The sequence below is a fragment of the Rhizobium sullae genome (assembly GCF_025200715.1).
Taxonomy (GTDB): domain Bacteria; phylum Pseudomonadota; class Alphaproteobacteria; order Rhizobiales; family Rhizobiaceae; genus Rhizobium; species Rhizobium sullae.
Map to the genome: position 1 here is coordinate 2831603 of NZ_CP104143.1, position 17860 is coordinate 2849462.

Annotated in this window: 18 protein-coding genes and 1 other RNA gene; 8 read left to right on the forward strand and 11 right to left on the reverse strand. The window is 61.1% G+C overall.

The genetic code is table 11. The features are described 5' to 3' along the window. The first annotated feature begins 3 nt into the window (after positions 1–3). From N2599_RS14375 to N2599_RS14400, 6 genes are all read left to right on the forward strand, one after another. Complete coding sequence (locus N2599_RS14375) at positions 4–255, forward strand: AbrB/MazE/SpoVT family DNA-binding domain-containing protein (RefSeq protein WP_027508104.1); 252 nt, start codon at positions 4–6, stop codon at positions 253–255. Next, positions 255–668 (forward strand): type II toxin-antitoxin system VapC family toxin, encoded by a 414-nt coding sequence (locus N2599_RS14380; RefSeq protein WP_027508103.1) that lies wholly within the window; start codon positions 255–257, stop codon positions 666–668. Before N2599_RS14375 ends, N2599_RS14380 begins: the two co-directional genes overlap by 1 nt. 11 nt (positions 669–679) lie before the next feature. Continuing rightward, positions 680–1294, forward strand: coding sequence for a Holliday junction branch migration protein RuvA (ruvA, locus tag N2599_RS14385; protein WP_027508102.1), 615 nt, complete (start codon positions 680–682; stop codon positions 1292–1294). Then, positions 1291–1563 (forward strand): hypothetical protein, encoded by a 273-nt coding sequence (locus N2599_RS14390; protein ID WP_027508101.1) that lies wholly within the window; start codon positions 1291–1293, stop codon positions 1561–1563. Before ruvA ends, N2599_RS14390 begins: the two co-directional genes overlap by 4 nt. After that, positions 1560–2600, forward strand: a complete 1041-nt coding sequence (ruvB, locus tag N2599_RS14395) for a Holliday junction branch migration DNA helicase RuvB (RefSeq protein ID WP_027508100.1) — start codon at positions 1560–1562, stop codon at positions 2598–2600. Before N2599_RS14390 ends, ruvB begins: the two co-directional genes overlap by 4 nt. 143 nt (positions 2601–2743) lie before the next feature. Beyond that, positions 2744–3307, forward strand: coding sequence for a DinB family protein (locus N2599_RS14400; RefSeq protein ID WP_027508099.1), 564 nt, complete (start codon positions 2744–2746; stop codon positions 3305–3307). Here the strand turns inward: N2599_RS14400 and N2599_RS14405 are convergent. The 6 genes from N2599_RS14405 to N2599_RS14430 form a co-directional block, all read right to left on the reverse strand. Continuing rightward, positions 3304–4683 carry a virulence factor family protein gene (locus N2599_RS14405; RefSeq protein WP_027508098.1) on the reverse strand — a complete coding sequence of 460 codons (1380 nt, stop codon included), beginning with the start codon at positions 4681–4683 and terminating at the stop codon, positions 3304–3306. The two genes, N2599_RS14400 and N2599_RS14405, sit on opposite strands and share 4 nt — an antisense overlap. After that, entirely contained in the window at positions 4680–7283 is a 2604-nt protein-coding gene (gene mprF / locus N2599_RS14410) for a bifunctional lysylphosphatidylglycerol flippase/synthetase MprF (RefSeq protein ID WP_027508097.1), read from the reverse strand. Before mprF ends, N2599_RS14405 begins: the two co-directional genes overlap by 4 nt. Positions 7284–7499: 216 nt before the next feature. Next, positions 7500–9620, reverse strand: a complete 2121-nt coding sequence (locus N2599_RS14415; protein WP_051336436.1) for a mechanosensitive ion channel family protein — start codon at positions 9618–9620, stop codon at positions 7500–7502. Between the two features lie 107 nt (positions 9621–9727). Beyond that, positions 9728–10747: a phosphogluconate dehydrogenase (NAD(+)-dependent, decarboxylating) gene (gnd, locus tag N2599_RS14420; RefSeq protein ID WP_027508096.1), complete on the reverse strand. Its 1020-nt coding sequence runs from the start codon at positions 10745–10747 to the stop codon at positions 9728–9730. Between the two features lie 85 nt (positions 10748–10832). Continuing rightward, the gene (locus tag N2599_RS14425) at positions 10833–11207 is read right to left on the reverse strand and encodes a hypothetical protein (protein ID WP_027508095.1); all 375 of its coding nucleotides are present in this window, start codon (positions 11205–11207) and stop codon (positions 10833–10835) included. Further along, the gene (locus tag N2599_RS14430; RefSeq protein ID WP_027508094.1) at positions 11204–11698 is read right to left on the reverse strand and encodes an SRPBCC domain-containing protein; all 495 of its coding nucleotides are present in this window, start codon (positions 11696–11698) and stop codon (positions 11204–11206) included. Before N2599_RS14430 ends, N2599_RS14425 begins: the two co-directional genes overlap by 4 nt. Before the next feature lie 56 nt (positions 11699–11754). On the opposite strand from N2599_RS14430, the gene N2599_RS14435 reads away from it, so the two are divergent. Continuing rightward, on the forward strand, positions 11755–12084 hold the full coding sequence (locus tag N2599_RS14435; protein ID WP_027508093.1) for an ArsR/SmtB family transcription factor: 330 nt from the start codon (positions 11755–11757) through the stop codon (positions 12082–12084). Between the two features lie 50 nt (positions 12085–12134). Here N2599_RS14435 and N2599_RS14440 read toward each other — a convergent pair whose 3' ends face one another. From N2599_RS14440 to N2599_RS14460, 5 genes are all read right to left on the reverse strand, one after another. Then, a complete protein-coding gene (locus N2599_RS14440) occupies positions 12135–13328 on the reverse strand; it encodes an MFS transporter (RefSeq protein WP_027508092.1) in 1194 nt (397 codons plus the stop codon). 138 nt (positions 13329–13466) lie between these two features. Then, a complete protein-coding gene (locus tag N2599_RS14445; protein WP_027508091.1) occupies positions 13467–14390 on the reverse strand; it encodes a LysR substrate-binding domain-containing protein in 924 nt (307 codons plus the stop codon). Positions 14391–14646: 256 nt separating this feature from the next. Then, a non-coding RNA gene (gene ssrS, locus N2599_RS14450) (6S RNA) lies at positions 14647–14805 on the reverse strand. A gap of 50 nt (positions 14806–14855) precedes the next feature. Next, positions 14856–15233 (reverse strand): cell division protein ZapA, encoded by a 378-nt coding sequence (locus tag N2599_RS14455; protein WP_027508090.1) that lies wholly within the window; start codon positions 15231–15233, stop codon positions 14856–14858. A 15-nt stretch (positions 15234–15248) separates the two neighbouring features. Next, positions 15249–15524 (reverse strand): DUF4164 domain-containing protein, encoded by a 276-nt coding sequence (locus N2599_RS14460; protein ID WP_027508089.1) that lies wholly within the window; start codon positions 15522–15524, stop codon positions 15249–15251. Between the two features lie 340 nt (positions 15525–15864). Between N2599_RS14460 and tkt the strand changes: the two genes are divergently transcribed. Beyond that, on the forward strand, positions 15865–17838 hold the full coding sequence (gene tkt, locus N2599_RS14465) for a transketolase (RefSeq protein ID WP_027508088.1): 1974 nt from the start codon (positions 15865–15867) through the stop codon (positions 17836–17838). The last annotated feature ends 22 nt before the right edge of the window (positions 17839–17860 follow it).

Below are 17860 nucleotides of genomic sequence, written 5' to 3' on the forward strand. Positions count from 1 at the left end.
CAGATGCGCGTTACCTCAAAGGGCCAAGTCACCATCCCTCGCGACCTGCGTGAGCTTGCAGGTATAGAGCTAAACAGCGAGGTGATCTTTTCGGTTGAGGGTGGAAAGTTGATTCTTGCACCAAAGAATGGAAAGCAGGAATTGGAAGATCGCGGTCGTCTCGATCGCTTCATGCAATCCCTCGATCGGCTTGAAGGAACCGGCGACCAGGCAATCGATGCCGAAGAACTTATGTCGATGACGCGGGACCGCTGATGGCAACGTTGATCGACACCAACGTTCTCGTCGACCTTGCAATCCCGACATCCGATTGGCATGGCTGGTCACGCCAGCGTGCTTTGGACGTCTTCAAGCGCGGTCCGGTCCTGATAAACCCGATCATCTACTCGGAGTTTTCCGTGCGCTATCGCAATATGGACGAAGTGGATCGCCTGCTGCCGCAGGATGAATTCCGCCGCGAGAATCTGCCTTGGGCCGCTGCGTTTGCGGCCGCCGCCGCCTTCCGCGTCTATCGGAAATCAGGCGGCGAGCGTGAGAGCATTCTTCCCGATTTTCTAATTGGCGCGCATGCGGCGATCCGCGGCTACACGGTTCTGACCCGTGATCCCAAAGGGTACCATTCCTATTTCCCATCGCTCGACCTCATCACACCCGAAACCCATCCCTGACGGACCTCTTCATGATCGGCAAGCTCAAAGGCACCATCGACGAAATCGGCGACGACCATGTACTTGTCGACGTCCACGGCGTTTGCTACGTCGCCTATTGCTCCGGCCGCACGCTGTCGAGGCTCGGTTCGCAGGGAGAAGCTTGCGCGCTTTTCATCGAGACTTACGTGCGTGAAGACCAGCTGAAGCTCTTCGGCTTCATGACAGCGTTGGAGCGCGAATGGTTCAACCTGCTGCAAAGCGTCCAGGGTGTCGGCGCGAAGGTGGCGCTCGCCATCCTCTCCATCCTGACGCCGAGCGAACTTGCCAATGCCATCGCCCTGCAGGACAGAACGGCCGTCTCCCGCGCGCAGGGTGTCGGCCCGAAGGTCGCGGTCCGTATCGTCACCGAGTTGAAGAACAAGGCCCCCGCCTTTGCCGGCGAGGCGATCAATATCGGTCTCAAGCAGGAACTTGGCGAAGGTGTCGCTTCGGCACCCGTCTCCGATGCCGTCTCTGCGTTGACGAATCTCGGCTATTCGCGTGACCAGGCCGCCAATGCTGTTGCTGCTGCGATGAAAACGGCAGGCGAAGGTGCTGACAGCGCCAAACTGATCAGGTTGGGATTGAAGGAATTGGCGCGGTGATTGGCGAAAACCCGGTTTCTTACCATGATGGTTTGAGTTACCCGCAACCGCAGATCATTGAGATGCTTCGCTTGCTTCTGGCTTCCGCTGAAGTTGTCGTTGAGCATGCCGATGAACTGAATATATTGGTCGCGGCGCAGAGCCCCCCGGAAACGAATCTCGCCGATTATCTCGTCGTGTGGGCAGGTCTCAGGGACGGTTGCCGGAAAGTCATCACATTTGATCGCAAGGCTGCTAGGGCGATTCCCGGAATGGAACTTCTCGCATGACCGAACCTGCCCGCCTGATATCGCCGGAAAAGCGGGGCGAAGATCTGGATGTGACGCTGCGTCCGCAGTCGCTGGACGAGTTCACCGGCCAGGCGGAGGCGCGAGCGAATCTGAAGGTCTTCATCGAAGCCGCCAAGAACCGCGGCGAGGCGCTGGACCATGTCCTCTTCGTGGGGCCGCCGGGCCTCGGCAAGACGACGCTGGCGCAGATCATGGCGAAGGAGCTCGGAGTCAACTTCCGCTCCACGTCCGGCCCGGTCATCGCGAAAGCCGGCGACCTTGCGGCGCTGCTGACGAATCTCGAAGAGCGCGACGTACTCTTCATCGACGAGATCCACCGCCTGAGCCCGGCCGTCGAGGAAATCCTCTATCCAGCGATGGAGGATTTCCAGCTCGACCTCATCATCGGCGAAGGCCCGGCCGCCCGCTCGGTGAAGATCGATCTCTCGAAATTCACCCTCGTTGCCGCGACCACGCGCCTCGGCCTCCTGACGACGCCCCTTCGCGACCGCTTCGGCATTCCGGTGCGTCTGAGCTTCTACACCGTGGAAGAACTGGAACTGATCGTGCGCCGCGGCGCCCGCCTCATGAACCTGCCGATGACCGACGACGGCGCCCGCGAAATTGCGCGCCGCGCCCGCGGCACGCCGCGCATCGCCGGCCGGCTGCTTCGCCGCGTGCGCGATTTCGCCGAAGTCGCCAAGGCCGAAGCCGTCACCCGCGAGATCGCCGACGAGGCGCTCACCCGCCTGCTCGTCGACAGCGTCGGCCTCGACCAGCTCGACAAGCGCTATCTCAACATGATCGCCGTCAATTTCGGCGGCGGCCCGGTCGGCATCGAAACGATCGCCGCTGGCCTCTCCGAACCGCGCGACGCCATCGAGGACATCATCGAACCTTACATGATCCAGCAGGGCTTCATCCAGCGCACGCCGCGCGGCCGCGTGCTGACCGCAACGGCCTGGAAACATCTCGGTATGCAGCCCCCGAAGGACCTCGAAGCCGCACAGTTCCGGCTGTTTCAGGAAGGCGATTGAGTGATCACCCGACGGGGTTTCTGAAGATTCTCGGCGGCAGTGTCGTGGGCGCTGCGCCACCTCATCTCATTTGGCGGCGGCAATCGCGATCCGAGGAACTGTCCCAAGTTGTATTCGAATGAACCTGAAGAGGAGGATGCGCGATGCCAAGTTTCGATCCGTGCCGCGTCTTTCGCAGGCTTGCCTATAATAATGCGCTTGCGAACCATCGCTTACTTGCCGCCTGCGCGTCCCTGCGTCCCGGGGAGTTCGAGGCGGAGCGCGTAAGCTTCTTTCCCTCGATCAAGTCGACGCTGAACCATGTCATCACCGTCGACTGGTTCTATGTCGATGCGCTCGAGGGCGGCACTCTTGGTCCGAAAGCCTGGGAAGTCGAAGAGCCTTTCGATACGACCGCCTCGCTTGCTGGCGAGCAGCGCAAGGTCGATCAGCGCCTCGTGGCATTCTGCGAAGCCCTGACACCGGAAAGGCTTGCGGCCGTTATCGATCTCCAGCGCGCCGGCCGCGTCCAGAAAGAGCGGGCCGACGACGTGCTGAGCCACCTTTTCCAGCACCAGACGCATCATCGCGGCCAAGCGCATGCGATGCTCGCCGGAACTAGTGTGAAGCCGCCGCAGCTTGACGAGTTCATCGTCAACGACGACGCGAAGCTTCGCAGTGCCGAGATTGCCGCTCTGGGTTGGAGCGAAGAGACGCTGATGCGTTAATCGGTAAGCTGCGATTTCAGACGGTCGACGATCGTCTTCGTCAGCAGATCGTAATTCTCGTCGAAGTGATGATCGCCCGGCAGCTCGACGACATCGGCGCCGCTATCCTTCAGTGCGGGGCAGGCGACCTCGTCATCGTCGTCCTTACCGTAGATACATTGCACAAGCTTTGGGCCGATGGCCTTCAGATCATCGACCGGGTCGCCGGCAGCACCCTCGGTCTTTTGGCCGAGCCAGCCCATGACGGAAATCACGTAGTCCACCTCATGCGACAGCGAGAGCAGCGACACCTGGGCGATCGCCGCTTTGTCGGCAGCCTTCAGCCTGTTGTAGGTGGCAGGCACGACATCGGCTCCGAAAGAGTAACCGATCAGAAGAACGTGCTTCACCTTCCACTGCTTGCGATAAAATTCGATGATCTTCGCCAGATCGTCAGCCGTCTCCTGGGGCTGGCGCTCCGACCAGAAATAATGAAGCGAGTCGACGCCGACGACGGGAATGCCCTCTTTCTGCAGCGCCGCACCCACTTCCTTGTCGATATCGCGCCAGCCACCATCGCCGGAATAGATGATGGCCATGGTGTCCAAGGACGGCTTGGCATCAAGCACGGCAAGCGGCAGTCCGAGCGGATTGTCTGTACTTCCGGAGGCCGCGATCAGGTCTTCCAAGATGTCTGAAAGCGTCGACTGGGCATCATCCCCGGCATCGCGAATCTCGATTTCCGGATGATCCTTCTTCAGTGCCTCGGCATGCATGCGTCCGTCTTCCGGCGCGGCGGAGGTGAAGGCGGCAATGATCGGGTTCGGAAGGCCACCTCTAGCAAGGCCGTAGACCATCCTGCCGTCGACGGTCTTCTTCGAGGCCGGCGTGCAGAGCTGTTGGGTCAGAGGAATGCCGGCGACCGGATCCACAGCCAGCGTTCGGCCGATCGTCGCATCCGGCGTCTGCGCCGCAATCGCCAGCGCCAATGCGCCGCCCTCGCCGATACCGGCGATTATCGGCAGATGATAGGCGGTGTTGCCCGCGGCGCGCTGCACCTGCTGGCTAAGCGACTCAATGTCGGAAACCAGATAGATGCAGCCATCATTCTCGCTGAGATCATACTTGCGCAGTGCATCCATATAGGAGGGGAAGTCAACGCCGATGACGACAGTGCCCTCCTGCACCAGACTGTCGGCCTCCGCCTTTTCCTTGTCGCCCCAGCCGGCGCCATCCGAGATCAGCATCACCGCGCCCTTGACGTCGCCATCCGGCAGGAAGATGTGCGGCGAGGGAATGAGCCCGGTTTCGAAACTCTGCGTGGTTTCCTCGGCAGCGGCAGCCGGCGCTGTCAGCGCAATCACGCATGCGGCTGCGAGAAGATATCCTCTGATCATTTCCTGACGACTCCTTTCAATCCGCCGCCGATGAGAAGGGTCGCGTCCATCAACGCAATCATCGGATTGCCCCCTCCGGAGACCGCAAGATAGCGCGGCTGCCAGTGCGGATGAAATTTTGATTTGAATGCGCGAAGGCCTTTGAAATTGTAGAAGCGCTCGCCGTGTTCGAAGACCGTGCTGCCGATGCGATCCCAGACCGGTGCCGTCTCGCGCTTGGACATGCCCGAAAGCGGCGCCATGCCGAGGTTGAAGTGCGTGTAGCCCTCGCCACGCAGATATTCCATGATCCGCACGAAGAGAAAGTCCATCGAACCCTTGGGCGCCTCCGGCGAAAAGCGCATCAAGTCGATCGTGCCTTCCGACTTCGTCTCGGTGACCAGAATATTGGCGAAAGCGACGATCTTGCCATCCTTCTTCAACACGCCGGCCGGCTGGGCGCTTGCGTAGCCCGGTTCGAAGGCGCCGAGCGAGAAGCCTTTCTCCTTGGCGTTGTGATGTTCGAGCCAGGCATTCGAAACCGCCGCAAGCTCATTGATGATATCGGGCACCGCCTCGGGCGGGATGACTTCGAACTCCAGCCCGTCGCGCTGCGCGCGCGCTGCGGTCTGCCGCAGGTTCGCCCATTTGCCGCCCTTCATTTCAAAGTTCGTCAGGTCGGCGACGGCCAGCTCGCCGAGCTTGAAGGCACGCAGCCCCGCATCGGCGCAGTGGGAGAGAAGTGCTGGAGAAATCTGATAGAACACCGCCCGGCAGCCGGCCGCCCGCGCTGCCTCGACGAAGCGCCAGACGAGTTCCGGCGTCGCGTGCTCTGCCCCGATGGGATCGAAGAGCGCGATCCAGGAGCGGCCCTGTCGGCCATACATGATGAAAGCATCCCCCTCCTCGGAAAACATGATGCTCTTGTCGCCCATGCGCACGAGATTGGCGTCCGCATCATTCTGCGTCCTGACGATCTCGACCGCGCGCCGGAGCGCCTCCTCCGTCGCGGGCTCCGGCTTGAAGGCGGCGGGGCGCAGCAGGCTGAAGATCGCAATTGCCGAGGAGATGATCGTGAGGCCGAGAATGGCGCGCAGCCCGCGCGGCGCCTCGCCAGTGAATTCGAACTGCCACCAGAGCTCGTTGCTGTATTCCACGTCGCGGTAGACGAAGAGCAGGATGACGACAGCGCCGACGCAGATCACGGCAATCGCCGTCATCCATGATGCCGTTAGCGCCTGGTTCAGCAGCGAGGCATGACGGGTGAATAGTCGGCGGCCGACAATCAGGCTGAAAATAAGAAAGGCGAGGAACACCGCCTCCACAAGTGCTACGGCTTTGAGCAGCGAAAGCGCCAGCGCGGCGACCGCGGCGATGACCGCCACCAGCCAGGCGCCATCCAACCGCTGACCGAGACCGCGCGCGGCAACGACCAACGCCAGACCCATCAAACTGGAGAGGAAGTGCGCGCCCTCGACGATCGGCAGCGGCAGATAATTGGCGAGGAATTCGAGATTCTGATCCGGCGTCGGCGTGACGCTCGAAAAGATCAGCATGGCGCCCAGAAGGAGCGTCAGGGCCGAAAGCAGCTGCGGCGTCAGCCGTCCGCCGATGCGCCGGATGCTGGAAGCCGCCGGATGATCGACAAAGCGCCGAAATTCGGTTGCCGACACCGCAAGCACGGCGATCAGAAGCGGCAGCACATGATAGATCAGCCGGTAGAGGACCAGCGAACCGAGAACCGCATCGACATTTACGGCGCTCCCGAGCGCAGCGATGATCACTGTCTCGAAAACGCCAAGCCCAGCCGGAACATGGCTCAGCACCCCGAGCCCGACGGCAATCGCATAGACCGCAAGAAACACCGGCCAGCCGATCGCCGTTTGCGGCAGCAGAACATAAAGAACCGTGGCCGAAGCCGCGATATCGAAGGCGGTCACGAGGAACTGGCGCGACCACGTGCGCGAATCCGGCAGGCGGATTGCGATCGGGCCGATATGGATCGCCCGACCATCGCGTCCGAGCAAGAGGAGCGCGCCGAGAGCGGCGATGATCGCGCCCGCGACCAGCCGCAGCAGCAATGCGCTCGTGCCCACCAGGGGTGCGATTTCATCGGCGATGATCATCAGCGCGATCGATGCGACCCCTGCGAGTCCAAGCCCGAAGGACAGGGTAACGAAGGCAATGACACGGCCGATATCTTCCGGTGTTAGGCCAAGGCGCGAATAGGCGCGATAGCGGATCGCCCCGCCGCTCAGTGCGCCGAAGCCGGCTGTGTTACCAACCGCATAAGCGCTGAACGCGGTCAGTGCGACATGCGGAACGGGCAACCTCCTGCCGATATAGTCGATGGCATTGAGGTCGTAAAAGATGAGAGCCAGGAAGCTCAATACGGTAAAGAGAAGCGCAAGCAGAATAGCGCTGGGGCGCGTGTTGGCGAGCACAGCGACGACGTCATCATAGCGCACCTCATCCGTGAGCTGGACGATCGCATATCCGACGATGCAGAAAACAAAAAGAGTGGCGATCGCCACCAGGTGAGGCCGATAGCGCCGCAAGAGCCCGCGCGCACCCCCGTTCTCCGCGACTTCGACCTCTTCCAAGCTGCCGTCACTCGCCATCTCTACCTGCCGATTTGCCGCCTGGCGGATCATTCCGGGAGGATACGCGACATTCAAGCTGATGCCGGACGATACCCACCGCCGCCGTTTGCGTGTCACTCGGCTTGAATTGGGGCAGAATTAGCGCCGCCAAACGCAACGGAACATTGCATTTTCGTAAGGTTCGGCAATCGAAAGGCAAGAGCAGACGCCTGCCCGGCACAAGCCTCGGAATTTTCAGCTCGCAGGCTCGCTTGCGGCATCCGGCCTTTGCATTATTTGGCGCGCCGCCGCCGCACGCGCCTCGGTTTCGCGCCCCTCGCCCGAGACCTGCACCGTAGGCACCGCGAATTCAATGCCGTTCTCCTTGAAGGCATTGCGGATCATCGCCAGGGCGTTGCGGCGGATGACGAATTGCTCGCCCGGCTTGGTCATCATAGACAGCCGGATCTCGATCGCGAATTCGCCGAACTGCTCCACGCCCTTCATCTTCAGTGTCTCGATGATATGCGGCCCGAATTCGGGATTCTCGAGCAATTGCTGACCGATCTGCTTGATCACCTTCTTCGCTTTCACAAGGTCGGTGTCGTAGGTCACGTTGAGGCTGATCTTGTCGATCGTCCAGTCTCGGTTGAGGTTCTTGATCGCCCCGAGTTCCCCGAAAGGCACCGTCGTCAGCGGTCCGCGATGATGGCGGAGTTTCACCGAGCGCAGGCTGAAGGACTCGACGACGCCCTTGTGGCTGCCGCTCTCGATATACTCGCCGACGCGGAAGGCGTCGTCCCACAGATAGAACATGCCGCTGATGACATCCTTGACGATCGCCTGCGCTCCGAAACCCACGGCAACACCGACAACGCCGGCACCGGCGATCAGTGGCGCGATCTGAATACCGAGACCGGCAAGCACCATCAAGACGGCGATGACGGCGATGACAACGGCAAGGATGTTGCGAAAGATAGGTAGTAGTGTTTGCAGCCGCGCGCGCCTGGCCTTCTCCTCGTCGGTGACTGCTCCATCGATACGTGAATCGTCCAGCTTGCCGTTGATGTAAGCGCGTGCCAGATGCCAAAGCAGATCGGCCGCAAGCAGAATGACGATGCCGCCAATTGCTCCCCGAGTAAGGCGGTCCAGCATCGTCTCGCCCATCGCCATCCGGTCCGCAGCAAAGCCGAGCATGCGCCCGAACCAGACGGCGGCTGCCGTGATGATGATCGCGCGGACGCCTCGATCAAGCAGCGCCGCGGCGATCCGGCGTTTCGCCAGGAACCCTGCCTCCGCCTGGTGCAGCGAACGGACGGCAAGCGTGGCAACAGCGAGCGCCCGCGGGAGCAATACCGAGTAAATACCGATCCAGAGCAAGAGGTTGAAACCGGTGACCCAGAGGACCCAGAGCAAAGCGAAATAGAGCGTCAGCCCCCAGGAAAGGCCAGCGCTACGCTGCCCTTCCTCCGACGGCCGCGACCAGACCGCTTCGGACGCGATCAGGAACAGACCGATGCCGAGGACATAGGCAATGAAATAGCGGGCTCCGGCCGAAAAGCCGAGCGGCACCATGAGTTGGATCGCAGCCCATCCGAAAGCGAAATAGATCACGAAGATGGCGCACCGGCGAAACCAGAACAACGCCTGCGCCCGCGAGACGTCGCGTTCGCCGTCGGCCCGTGGCAGTGTGACAAGCGCCACCAACAAGCGTCCAAATGCGATGGTGAAACGGGCGACGATGAGGGCGATGGCGATGGCAATCGCCATCGACCGGGTGACCGGTGGCCAGCTGAACATCAACAAAGGTACGAGCGTCGCCACGGCAAAGACGATCGCCGGCACGATACGATAGAGGAGGTTCGCCGCGGCGTGATGAGCAACGGTCACCACCTCGCCGTCGACGCGGCGGATTCGCAATCGCGGTACAATGAGACGCAGCAGTAATTCTGCGGCCGCTCCCGCCAGGAAAAGCACGAGCACTTTCGTCGCCACCAACCACCAGCCGCTCGGCGCGATCTCCCGCTCGACGATCTCCGAGGCATCGCCCACCTCCTCAGGCAGATCCATGGCAGCGTCGGACACCGTGTCCACATGGCGGCGTGCATGGTCGACGAGGTCGGAGAGCACAGACATCTGTCCGGCGTCATCTGAAACGGCAGGCGGTGCGGCGTTCGTCTGAGCCGCCATCCATTCCTTTACCTGGGGCGTCTGCATCAGTTGCAATATCTGCTGGATCTCTGCAGGTGGCTGGGCTGCAGGCACCGGAGCGGCCGGAGCTGTCGTCTGCGCACCCGCACTCCCCGCGATAACGATGAAGGCAAGCAGTGGCATTAGCAACCGTAGGCCCCCGTGCGCGCAAATTCTCAGACCCATCGCCTTGCCCCTCTGTTGTTGCTGCCTCAACCATATATCGTGCTGTACGAAAGAGAAGCCCGCGCAGCGGGCGCTGCGCGGGCTTCGCATCGATCCTGCAGAATCCTTTAATCCTTAGGCTTTTCCACATGGCCGCCGAAGCCAGCGCGCATGGCGGAAAGCACCTTGTTAGCAAACTCGTCATTGTCGCGCGAAGAGAACCGGCCATAGAGCGCAGCGCTCAGCACCGGCGTGGGCACGCTTTCGTCGATCGCCGCCATGATCGTCCAGCGGCCTTCGCCAGAATCCGAAACGCGGCCCGCATATTTCGTCAGCGCCGGATCGGCGTGCAGGGCGTCCGAGGTCAGGTCGAGCAGCCACGAGGTGATGACGCTGCCGCGCCGCCATACCTCGGCGACATCCTGCAGGTTGAAATCGTAGCGATAATGTTCGGGGTGGGAGAGCGGCGCGGTTTCGGCATCGGCCTCATTGCTAGCCGCCCCGATATTCGCTCGCTTCAGGATGTTCAGCCCCTCGGCATAGGCGGCCATGAGGCCGTATTCGATGCCATTGTGAACCATCTTGACGAAGTGGCCCGCGCCATGCGGGCCGCAATGCAGATAGCCCAGCTCTGCCGTGCTGTTGGGTTCCGGCTTGCGATTGGTCGAAGGCGGCGTACTGCCGGCGCCGGGCGCCAGCGACGCGAAGATCGGTGAGAGGTTCTGCACGATGCCTTTCTCGCCGCCGATCATCAGGCAATAGCCGCGCTCCAGACCGAAGACGCCGCCGCTGGTGCCGACGTCGACATAGTGGATGCCTTTGGTGATCAGTTCGGCGCCGCGACGGATGTCGTCGTGATAGTAGGAATTGCCACCGTCGATGATGATGTCGTCGTCACACAGCAGTGGCACGAGCTGGGCGATCACCTTGTCGGTGATCGCTGCCGGTAGCATGAGCCAGATGGCACGCGGTCGGGAAAGCTTCGAGACGAACTCCTCAAGCGAGCCGCTGCCGACCGCACCTTTTCCAACGAGATCGGCGACGCTCTCCGGCTTCGCGTCGTAGACGACGCATTCATGGCCGTCGCGCATCAAGCGCTGGACCATATAATTGCCCATACGGCCCAAACCCACCATGCCAAGCTGCATCTCGAAATCTCCTGGAATCTAATCGATACAATAATTCCGGAAACTAGCACCCACAGTGCAGCAGGCAAGCGAAGTCTCTATCACATTAAGGCGAAGGCGCCTCCCATGCATCGGCCTCGCGGACGAGATGGACGATGTTTGCCGGATTGAGGATCCAGCCGCCACGGAAATCTTCGGGAAGCGCCTCGATCGGATCGCACCGCGGCACGGCGGCCTTTGCCAAATGCTCGGCCGCCTTACCGAAATCCGGAGTGAAGAGCTCCAGCCAGAGCTCCGCTTGGCTCATGGCCGGTGCCTCGTCGATCCAGAGTCGGATCGGCCCGAGCTCGAAACCGCGCGCGCCTTCCTTGCCGATTTCCTTCAGCCTTACGACGTCGCGATAAAAGCTGAGCACCGGCCGATACTGATGCGGTGGCACCTTCATGGCGACATCGACGCCTCCGTAAAGCAGCTCGGTCATTTGAGCGCCTCATAGTCCGGAGCCTCGGCCGGTTCACCGCGCATTTCGGCGAGGAACATGCCCTCCCGGAGGTTGATGCCGTGTTCGACAAAGGCCTTCATGCAGCAGAGCATGTTGGCCCAGCCCTCGCAGTTGAGATATGTGCCGCGCCGGCCGGCCTCGTCCTCATGCCAGCCGTTCTCGGAAATTGTCACCATCGTTCCGCCGTCCTCCAGCGGATCGAATTTCATCTCGACCGTCGTTTTGTAGCGGGCATTGTTCTCGTCCGTGCCGCCATCCCAGCGCAGCACGATCAGGCGCTCCGGAACGAGATCGACCACCTCGACCGGAGAATCCTTCCACCATGTCACGGTCGCGCCTTTGACGAGCGGCGCGCTCGCACCGCCGACGGTCGTGAAATAGCTCGAGAGCTTCTTCGGATTGACCACCGCATCGAAAACTTCTGCGACCGGACGTCCGATCCGTCCGCCGACGCGAATACTGAGGGACATTGCACTTCCTCCTCTTTTCGATTGTGATAGGCACCATTATGTTATAAAAACATAACATGTCAAGCGAATCGGATAACGACCCTGTTTTCAAGGCACTGGCCCACTATCGGCGCCGTGAAATTCTCGACATTTTGAAGGACGGCCCTCGCACGACTGGCATGCTCTGCGAAGTCTTTGCAGAAATGGACCGCTGCACAGTGATGCAGCATCTAAAAGTTCTGGAGGAAGCCGGCCTCATTATCCCGAAGAAGGAAGGCCGCGAACGCTGGAACCACCTCAACAGCCTGCCGATCAAGCACATCTACGACCGGTGGATCAGCGCCTATGCAGGGCACGCATTGTCGATACTGGACCAACTGAAGGGGGATCTCGAAGATCGCCATTGATGGAAAACTGCAGGACGAGACGGGCGCCGGGGCGCCTATCCCCGGATTAATCACGCAGCGCAGCCCACGGCATCAACAGCAGTTGCGGAACGGCGGTCGAGCGCGCCGCTCCTAAGGGTGAGGACGAGACCAGCGGCAACGAGGATCGCGCCGACCCAAGGTGTGGCGCCGAGCCCGAGGGAGGATTCGACGACCAAACCGCCGATCCAGGCGCCTGCCGCAATCCCGAGATTGAAGGCAGCAATATTCAGTGCCGAAGCAACATCGACGGCGGCCGGACGGACCTGCCGCGCCAGTTGCACGACATAGAGCTGCAGGCCAGGCACGTTTGCAAAGGAGAGGAAGCCGAGAGCCGCTAATGTCGGGATCGCCAGCCATGGCGAAACCGCTGTGAAGCTGAAGAGGACGAGCACAATCGCCTGCGCGATGAAGAGCCAAGTCAGCGCCTTCACCGGGTCACGATTGGCAATCCGCCCACCGATGATGTTGCCGACGGCGATCGCGACGCCGTAGAGCACGAGGATCAGGCTGACGGCAGACGCTGAAAAGCCCGTGATCTCCTGCAGGATCGACGCAAGGAAGGTGAAGGCGACGAACGTGCCGCCATAACCGAGCGCGGTCATGGCAAAGACGATCAGCAACCGGCCGCTGCCGAGCACGCGGACCTGATCCTTGATGCTCGCGGGCGGCCCTTTCGTGAGGTTGGAGGGAAGCAGGAGCGCAATGCCGGCAAAGGCCACGACGCCGAGGCCAGCAACGGCGGCAAAGGTCACCCGCCAGCCGAATGTCTGGCCGATGAAGGTGCCGAACGGCACGCCCGTCACGATCGCGACGGTCAATCCCATGAACATCATTGCTATGGCCGAGGCGCGGCGATTTTCCGGCACGAGATCGGCGGCAATCGTCGAGCCGACGGAGAAGAATACGCCATGCGCGAAAGCCGACAGCACGCGCGCGACGAGGAGCGGCGCATATCCGGGGCTGAAGGCCGCCATGGCATTGCCAATGATGAAGAGCGCCATGAGGCCGAGCAGCAGCGGTTTGCGCGCGATACGGCCGGTGAGCGCCGTCAAGATCGGCGCGCCAAAAGTCACACCAAGCGCATAGATGCTGACGATGAGGCCCGCCAGCGGCAAAGTGATGTGGAGATCATTGGCGACTGTCGGCAGCAGGCCGACGATGACGAATTCCGTAGTCCCGATCGCATAGGCCGCGATCGTCAAGGCAAAAAGAGCAAGTGGCATAAGATGACCCGATTGATGATAGCCTCAAGAGTTTGGGGCAAATTGTTGTTCGGGTCCGAATATGGATGCGCGGCACCGCGGCGATAATCCGATGGCGCGGCCCAGCACTTGTGAATTGAATTCATGTTATGTACCCGCTTAAGAATGCTCTGTCTCGCTGATGAGCCATTTGCGGAAGAGCGCCACTGACGACTTTTCCAGAGCTCCGGCGGGATAAAGCATCGCGTAGTTGAGGGCTGCAGGCTGGCGTTCGACGAAACAGCGCACAAGCCTTCCGGCGGCAATATCCTCGGCGACCAGCGAACTGCGCACCAGCGCAAAGCCTTTGCCCCTGCTGCAAGCCCGCAGCATCTCCTCGAAGGAATCGAAGACCGGTGCTTCATCGACCGCTCTTGCAATGTCGAAGCCGGCAAGCGGCTCGACGTTCGGATCATCTCGGACAGTCACCTGCTCGTACCATCGCTGCCAGTCGAGCACAGTGTGCCGCATGCCGCGATAGACCAGCAACGGCGCGGCGCGAATGGCACCCCGGCTTGGAAGCCTGCTTGAGAGAGCGGGCGCAGAGACGACGAATTCCTCGTCGAGCAGCAGCGGCTCCGTCACAAGGTCGGGACCGCCATGTCCGAGCCAGATCGCCAAATCGACACTTGAAAAATCCGGCCGCTGATAGCCAACAGCGGTGCGGACTTCAATTTTCGGATAGCGTCGGCAGAAGGCCTCGAGACGTGGGGCAAGCCACTGGCTTGAAAATTCGGGCGTCGTTGCGATCGTCAGCGATGGACTGGCGCTTGCTTCCCGTGCTTGATGCAGAGCGCTCTCGAGCGAAGAAAGTGCGCTCGCGATCTCGGGATGAAGCCTAAGACCAAGAGGTGAAAGCCGGGCGCCGTGCCGCCCGCGATCGAAGAGCCGGCCGCCCATCCAGCCTTCCAGCTGTGCGATCTGATGGCTGACGGCCGTCTGTGTCAGCCCCAACCGTTCCGCGGCCCGTCCAAAGCCTCCTGTCTCCGCGATAGCGCAGAAGGCCTGCAAGGTCGAAAGCGGCGGCAACGGACGATCTGCCATGAAAATCTCTCATGATAAGAGCAATCGAGTTTCATTATACGGTGAAGTAAAGCAAGCATAAATTGACCGCATGGGAGATAGACCATGAGGCTTTCGATAAAAATTCTGAATGCATTGCTTCCGTTTAGCAGCCTCGCCGCGCCAGCCCAGCAGCAAAGATCCGCGGCCCAGCTGCAGCCGGCAACCGCACTGAACGCGCATATGCAGAAAGATATCGGAATAGACGAGGGGCGGAACCCAGCCATCGAAAAATGAGGTGCGATCCGCGGCAACCGATGGAGGTTTACGATCCTGGGCGCCTACAAACGTAGGTGGGCGCCGTGTGTCCAGGCCCACGAGCCTGGTCAGGGACAGCTCCCTTTGGATCGAGTATGGCCCCAGGGATTGTGGTTCCTGTCGAGAGGCGCAGATCGCAGCACGATATATAAGGCCGTTGATTAGGCTGCGCCAGCATGCTGCGCAAATTTAATTGAGCTCGGCAGGCGCCCGGCCGTTGAGCTTGTCGGTGATGCCGCGAATGCGGCTCGTCACCTCTCCGAGCACTTCGGCAAGGCTTTCTTCCGTCCGCGCGGTCGCCGCGGCAACGGTATCGCGATTGCTGCGCAACGTTTCGAGTTCGGCCTCCAGCTCGGTCACGCGGCGGCTCAGCTCGGAAATTTCGTCCATCACCATGATCCCGGCCATGACGGTGATCCTTAGATCGCCGATTTCGCCGAATTGGCCCTTGAGATGGCCGACATAACGGTCGAAGCGGTTGGCAAGATCGGTCAGGTGGTCCTCCTGTCCCTCCTCGCAGGCCATTCGATAGGCCTTGCCGTCGATCGTTACCGTCACCTGTGCCATGTCACTGTCTTCCCATTAGCGGTCCAGAACCGCCCGGATCGTTTCCATTGCTGTTACCAGCCGCCGCGAAACCTCGCGGTTGACCTCTTCCAGCCGGTTGGCACGGAATTCTGCCTGGTCGAGTTCCTGCGCCAGCTTGGATCGGTCGGCATGCACACGGCGAACCTCGCCCTCGATGTCGCCCTGCTCACGCTGGCGTTCGATGCGCATATCCACGGCGTTTTCCAGGCCGGAAATCGCCTGTTTCAGATCATTGAGCGCCGCTTCCATGGTTTTGCCTGTGGGCGTCATGTCGCTGTCCCGTTCCCCCGCGCAAGACCTCTCGAATCGGCAGCCCGTGCCGGTCCAGTGTTTTCAAGAGGATATGCAGCTAGCCGACGGCACGTCAATAAAAGCCGTACCCGGGCATGGGGCCTATTCTGTGGATGACTGAAATACATCCTACCCGTGATAGAAGATTCGTCTTTTGTACAAGCGCCCGATCAAATGTCAAAAATCGTCGCACCCCGCCCGGATATGGCCCGCAATTTATTGACTTGGCCGTTCCAACTGCTATGTCTCACCCGCTTTCATCGATGGCCTACACAAGGCTTGAGGCCATCTCCCGACACCGGAACCCCGTGGAAAAGCCATGACCTCTCCCGAACAACATGACCGCATGGCGAATGCGATCCGTTTTCTCTCCATGGATGCCGTCGAAAAGGCAAATTCGGGCCATCCGGGCCTGCCGATGGGCATGGCGGATGTCGCAACCGTTCTCTTTACGAAATACCTGAACTTCGATCCCAAGCAGCCCCACTGGCCGAACCGCGACCGCTTCGTGCTGTCAGCCGGTCACGGCTCCATGCTGCTCTATTCGCTGCTTTATCTGACCGGCTATCCGGACATGTCGATCGAGGACATCAAGCAGTTCCGCCAGCTCGGCTCGAAGACCGCCGGCCATCCGGAATACGGTCACGCCACCGGCATCGAAACGACGACCGGCCCGCTCGGCCAAGGTATCGCGAATTCGGTCGGCATGGCGATCGCCGAACGCAAACTGCGCGAGGAATTCGGTTCCGACCTGCTTGAACACTATACCTATGTGATCGCAGGCGACGGCTGCCTCATGGAAGGCGTCAGCCAGGAAGCCATCGCGCTTGCCGGCCACCTGAAGCTCAACAAGCTCATCGTCTTCTGGGACAACAATTCGATCACAATCGATGGCGCAGTGTCGCTGTCGGATTCGACCGACCAGGTTGCGCGCTTCAAGTCCGTGCACTGGAACACGATCGAGGTCGATGGTCATGACCAGTCTGCCATTGCCGCCGCTATCGAAGCCGCGCAGAAATCTGACCGCCCGACCATGATTGCCTGCAAGACGATCATCGGCTTTGGCGCGCCGAACAAGCAGGGCACCCACAAGGTGCACGGCAACCCGCTCGGCGCCGACGAAATCGCCGCGACCCGCGAAGCGCTGAACTGGGACGCCGAAGCCTTCACTGTCCCGACCGACATTCTGGACGCCTGGCGCAAGGCGGGCACCCGTTCTGCCGAAACTATCAGGGCCTGGGAAGGTCGCCTCGACGCTTCCGGCAAGAAGGCCGAGTTCACCCGCCGCTTTGCCGGCGAACTGCCGCCCGGCTTCGATGCCGCGATCAGCGAATACAAGAAGAAGCTTGCCGAATCCAAGCCGACGGTCGCGACCCGCAAGGCTTCGGAAGATGCGCTCGAAGTCATCAACGGCTTCCTGCCGGAAACGCTAGGCGGCTCTGCCGACCTGACGCCTTCAAACAACACCAAGACCAGCCAGATGAAGTCGATCACCCCGACAGACTTCTCCGGCCGCTACATGCATTATGGTATCCGCGAACACGGCATGGCGGCCGCCATGAACGGCATCTCGCTGCACGGCGGCCTGATCCCCTACGGCGGCGGCTTCCTGATCTTCTCGGATTATTGCCGCCCGCCAATCCGTCTCGCCTCGCTGATGGGCATCCGCGTCATACACGTGCTGACACATGACTCGATCGGCCTCGGCGAAGATGGTCCGACCCACCAGCCGGTCGAACAGCTCGCCGCACTGCGCGCCGTCCCGAACCTGATGATCTTCCGCCCGGCCGATGCCACGGAAACTGCCGAATGCTGGCAGATCGCCATCAAGACGCCGAACCGTCCGTCAGGCCTGGCGCTCACCCGCCAGAACCTCTCGGCTGTGCGCGCTGAATACAGCGAAAAGAACCTGTCGGCCCAAGGCGCCTACACGCTCGCCGGCTCCGACGATGCCAAGGTCACGATCTTTGCATCGGGCTCCGAAGTCGAGATCGCCGTCGCCGCTCGCGCCACGCTGGAAGGCAAGGGCATTTCCACCCGCGTCGTCTCCGTTCCCTGCACCGAACTCTTCTTCGAGCAGCCGGAAGCCTACCGCAATGCGGTCCTCGGCAAGTCACCGGTCAAGATCGCAGTCGAAGCCGCCGTCCGCGAAGGTTGGGACGCCTTTATCGGCCCGGAAGGCACCTTCATCGGCATGAAGACCTTCGGTGCGTCCGGCCCGTACAAGGAACTCTACAAGCATTTCGGCATCACGGCGGAAGCCGTCGTCGCCGCAGCAGAAGCCAAGCTCTAAAGGGGAGCGTTCCAGCGCTCTC

Bases quoted from the DNA above. Each gene is read 5' to 3' on its own strand.
- N2599_RS14375 (WP_027508104.1), top strand. From the start codon at position 4: ATGCGCGTTACCTCAAAGGGCCAAGTCACCATCCCTCGCGACCTGCGT.
- N2599_RS14380 (WP_027508103.1), top strand. From the start codon at position 255: ATGGCAACGTTGATCGACACCAACGTTCTCGTCGACCTTGCAATCCCG.
- ruvA (WP_027508102.1), top strand. From the start codon at position 680: ATGATCGGCAAGCTCAAAGGCACCATCGACGAAATCGGCGACGACCAT.
- ruvB (WP_027508100.1), top strand. From the start codon at position 1,560: ATGACCGAACCTGCCCGCCTGATATCGCCGGAAAAGCGGGGCGAAGAT.
- N2599_RS14400 (WP_027508099.1), top strand. From the start codon at position 2,744: ATGCCAAGTTTCGATCCGTGCCGCGTCTTTCGCAGGCTTGCCTATAAT.
- N2599_RS14405 (WP_027508098.1), bottom strand. From the start codon at position 4,683: ATGATCAGAGGATATCTTCTCGCAGCCGCATGCGTGATTGCGCTGACA.
- mprF (WP_027508097.1), bottom strand. From the start codon at position 7,283: ATGGCGAGTGACGGCAGCTTGGAAGAGGTCGAAGTCGCGGAGAACGGG.
- N2599_RS14415 (WP_051336436.1), bottom strand. From the start codon at position 9,620: ATGGGTCTGAGAATTTGCGCGCACGGGGGCCTACGGTTGCTAATGCCA.
- gnd (WP_027508096.1), bottom strand. From the start codon at position 10,747: ATGCAGCTTGGCATGGTGGGTTTGGGCCGTATGGGCAATTATATGGTC.
- N2599_RS14425 (WP_027508095.1), bottom strand. From the start codon at position 11,207: ATGACCGAGCTGCTTTACGGAGGCGTCGATGTCGCCATGAAGGTGCCA.
- N2599_RS14430 (WP_027508094.1), bottom strand. From the start codon at position 11,698: ATGTCCCTCAGTATTCGCGTCGGCGGACGGATCGGACGTCCGGTCGCA.
- N2599_RS14435 (WP_027508093.1), top strand. From the start codon at position 11,755: ATGTCAAGCGAATCGGATAACGACCCTGTTTTCAAGGCACTGGCCCAC.
- N2599_RS14440 (WP_027508092.1), bottom strand. From the start codon at position 13,328: ATGCCACTTGCTCTTTTTGCCTTGACGATCGCGGCCTATGCGATCGGG.
- N2599_RS14445 (WP_027508091.1), bottom strand. From the start codon at position 14,390: ATGGCAGATCGTCCGTTGCCGCCGCTTTCGACCTTGCAGGCCTTCTGC.
- N2599_RS14455 (WP_027508090.1), bottom strand. From the start codon at position 15,233: ATGGCACAGGTGACGGTAACGATCGACGGCAAGGCCTATCGAATGGCC.
- N2599_RS14460 (WP_027508089.1), bottom strand. From the start codon at position 15,524: ATGACGCCCACAGGCAAAACCATGGAAGCGGCGCTCAATGATCTGAAA.
- tkt (WP_027508088.1), top strand. From the start codon at position 15,865: ATGACCTCTCCCGAACAACATGACCGCATGGCGAATGCGATCCGTTTT.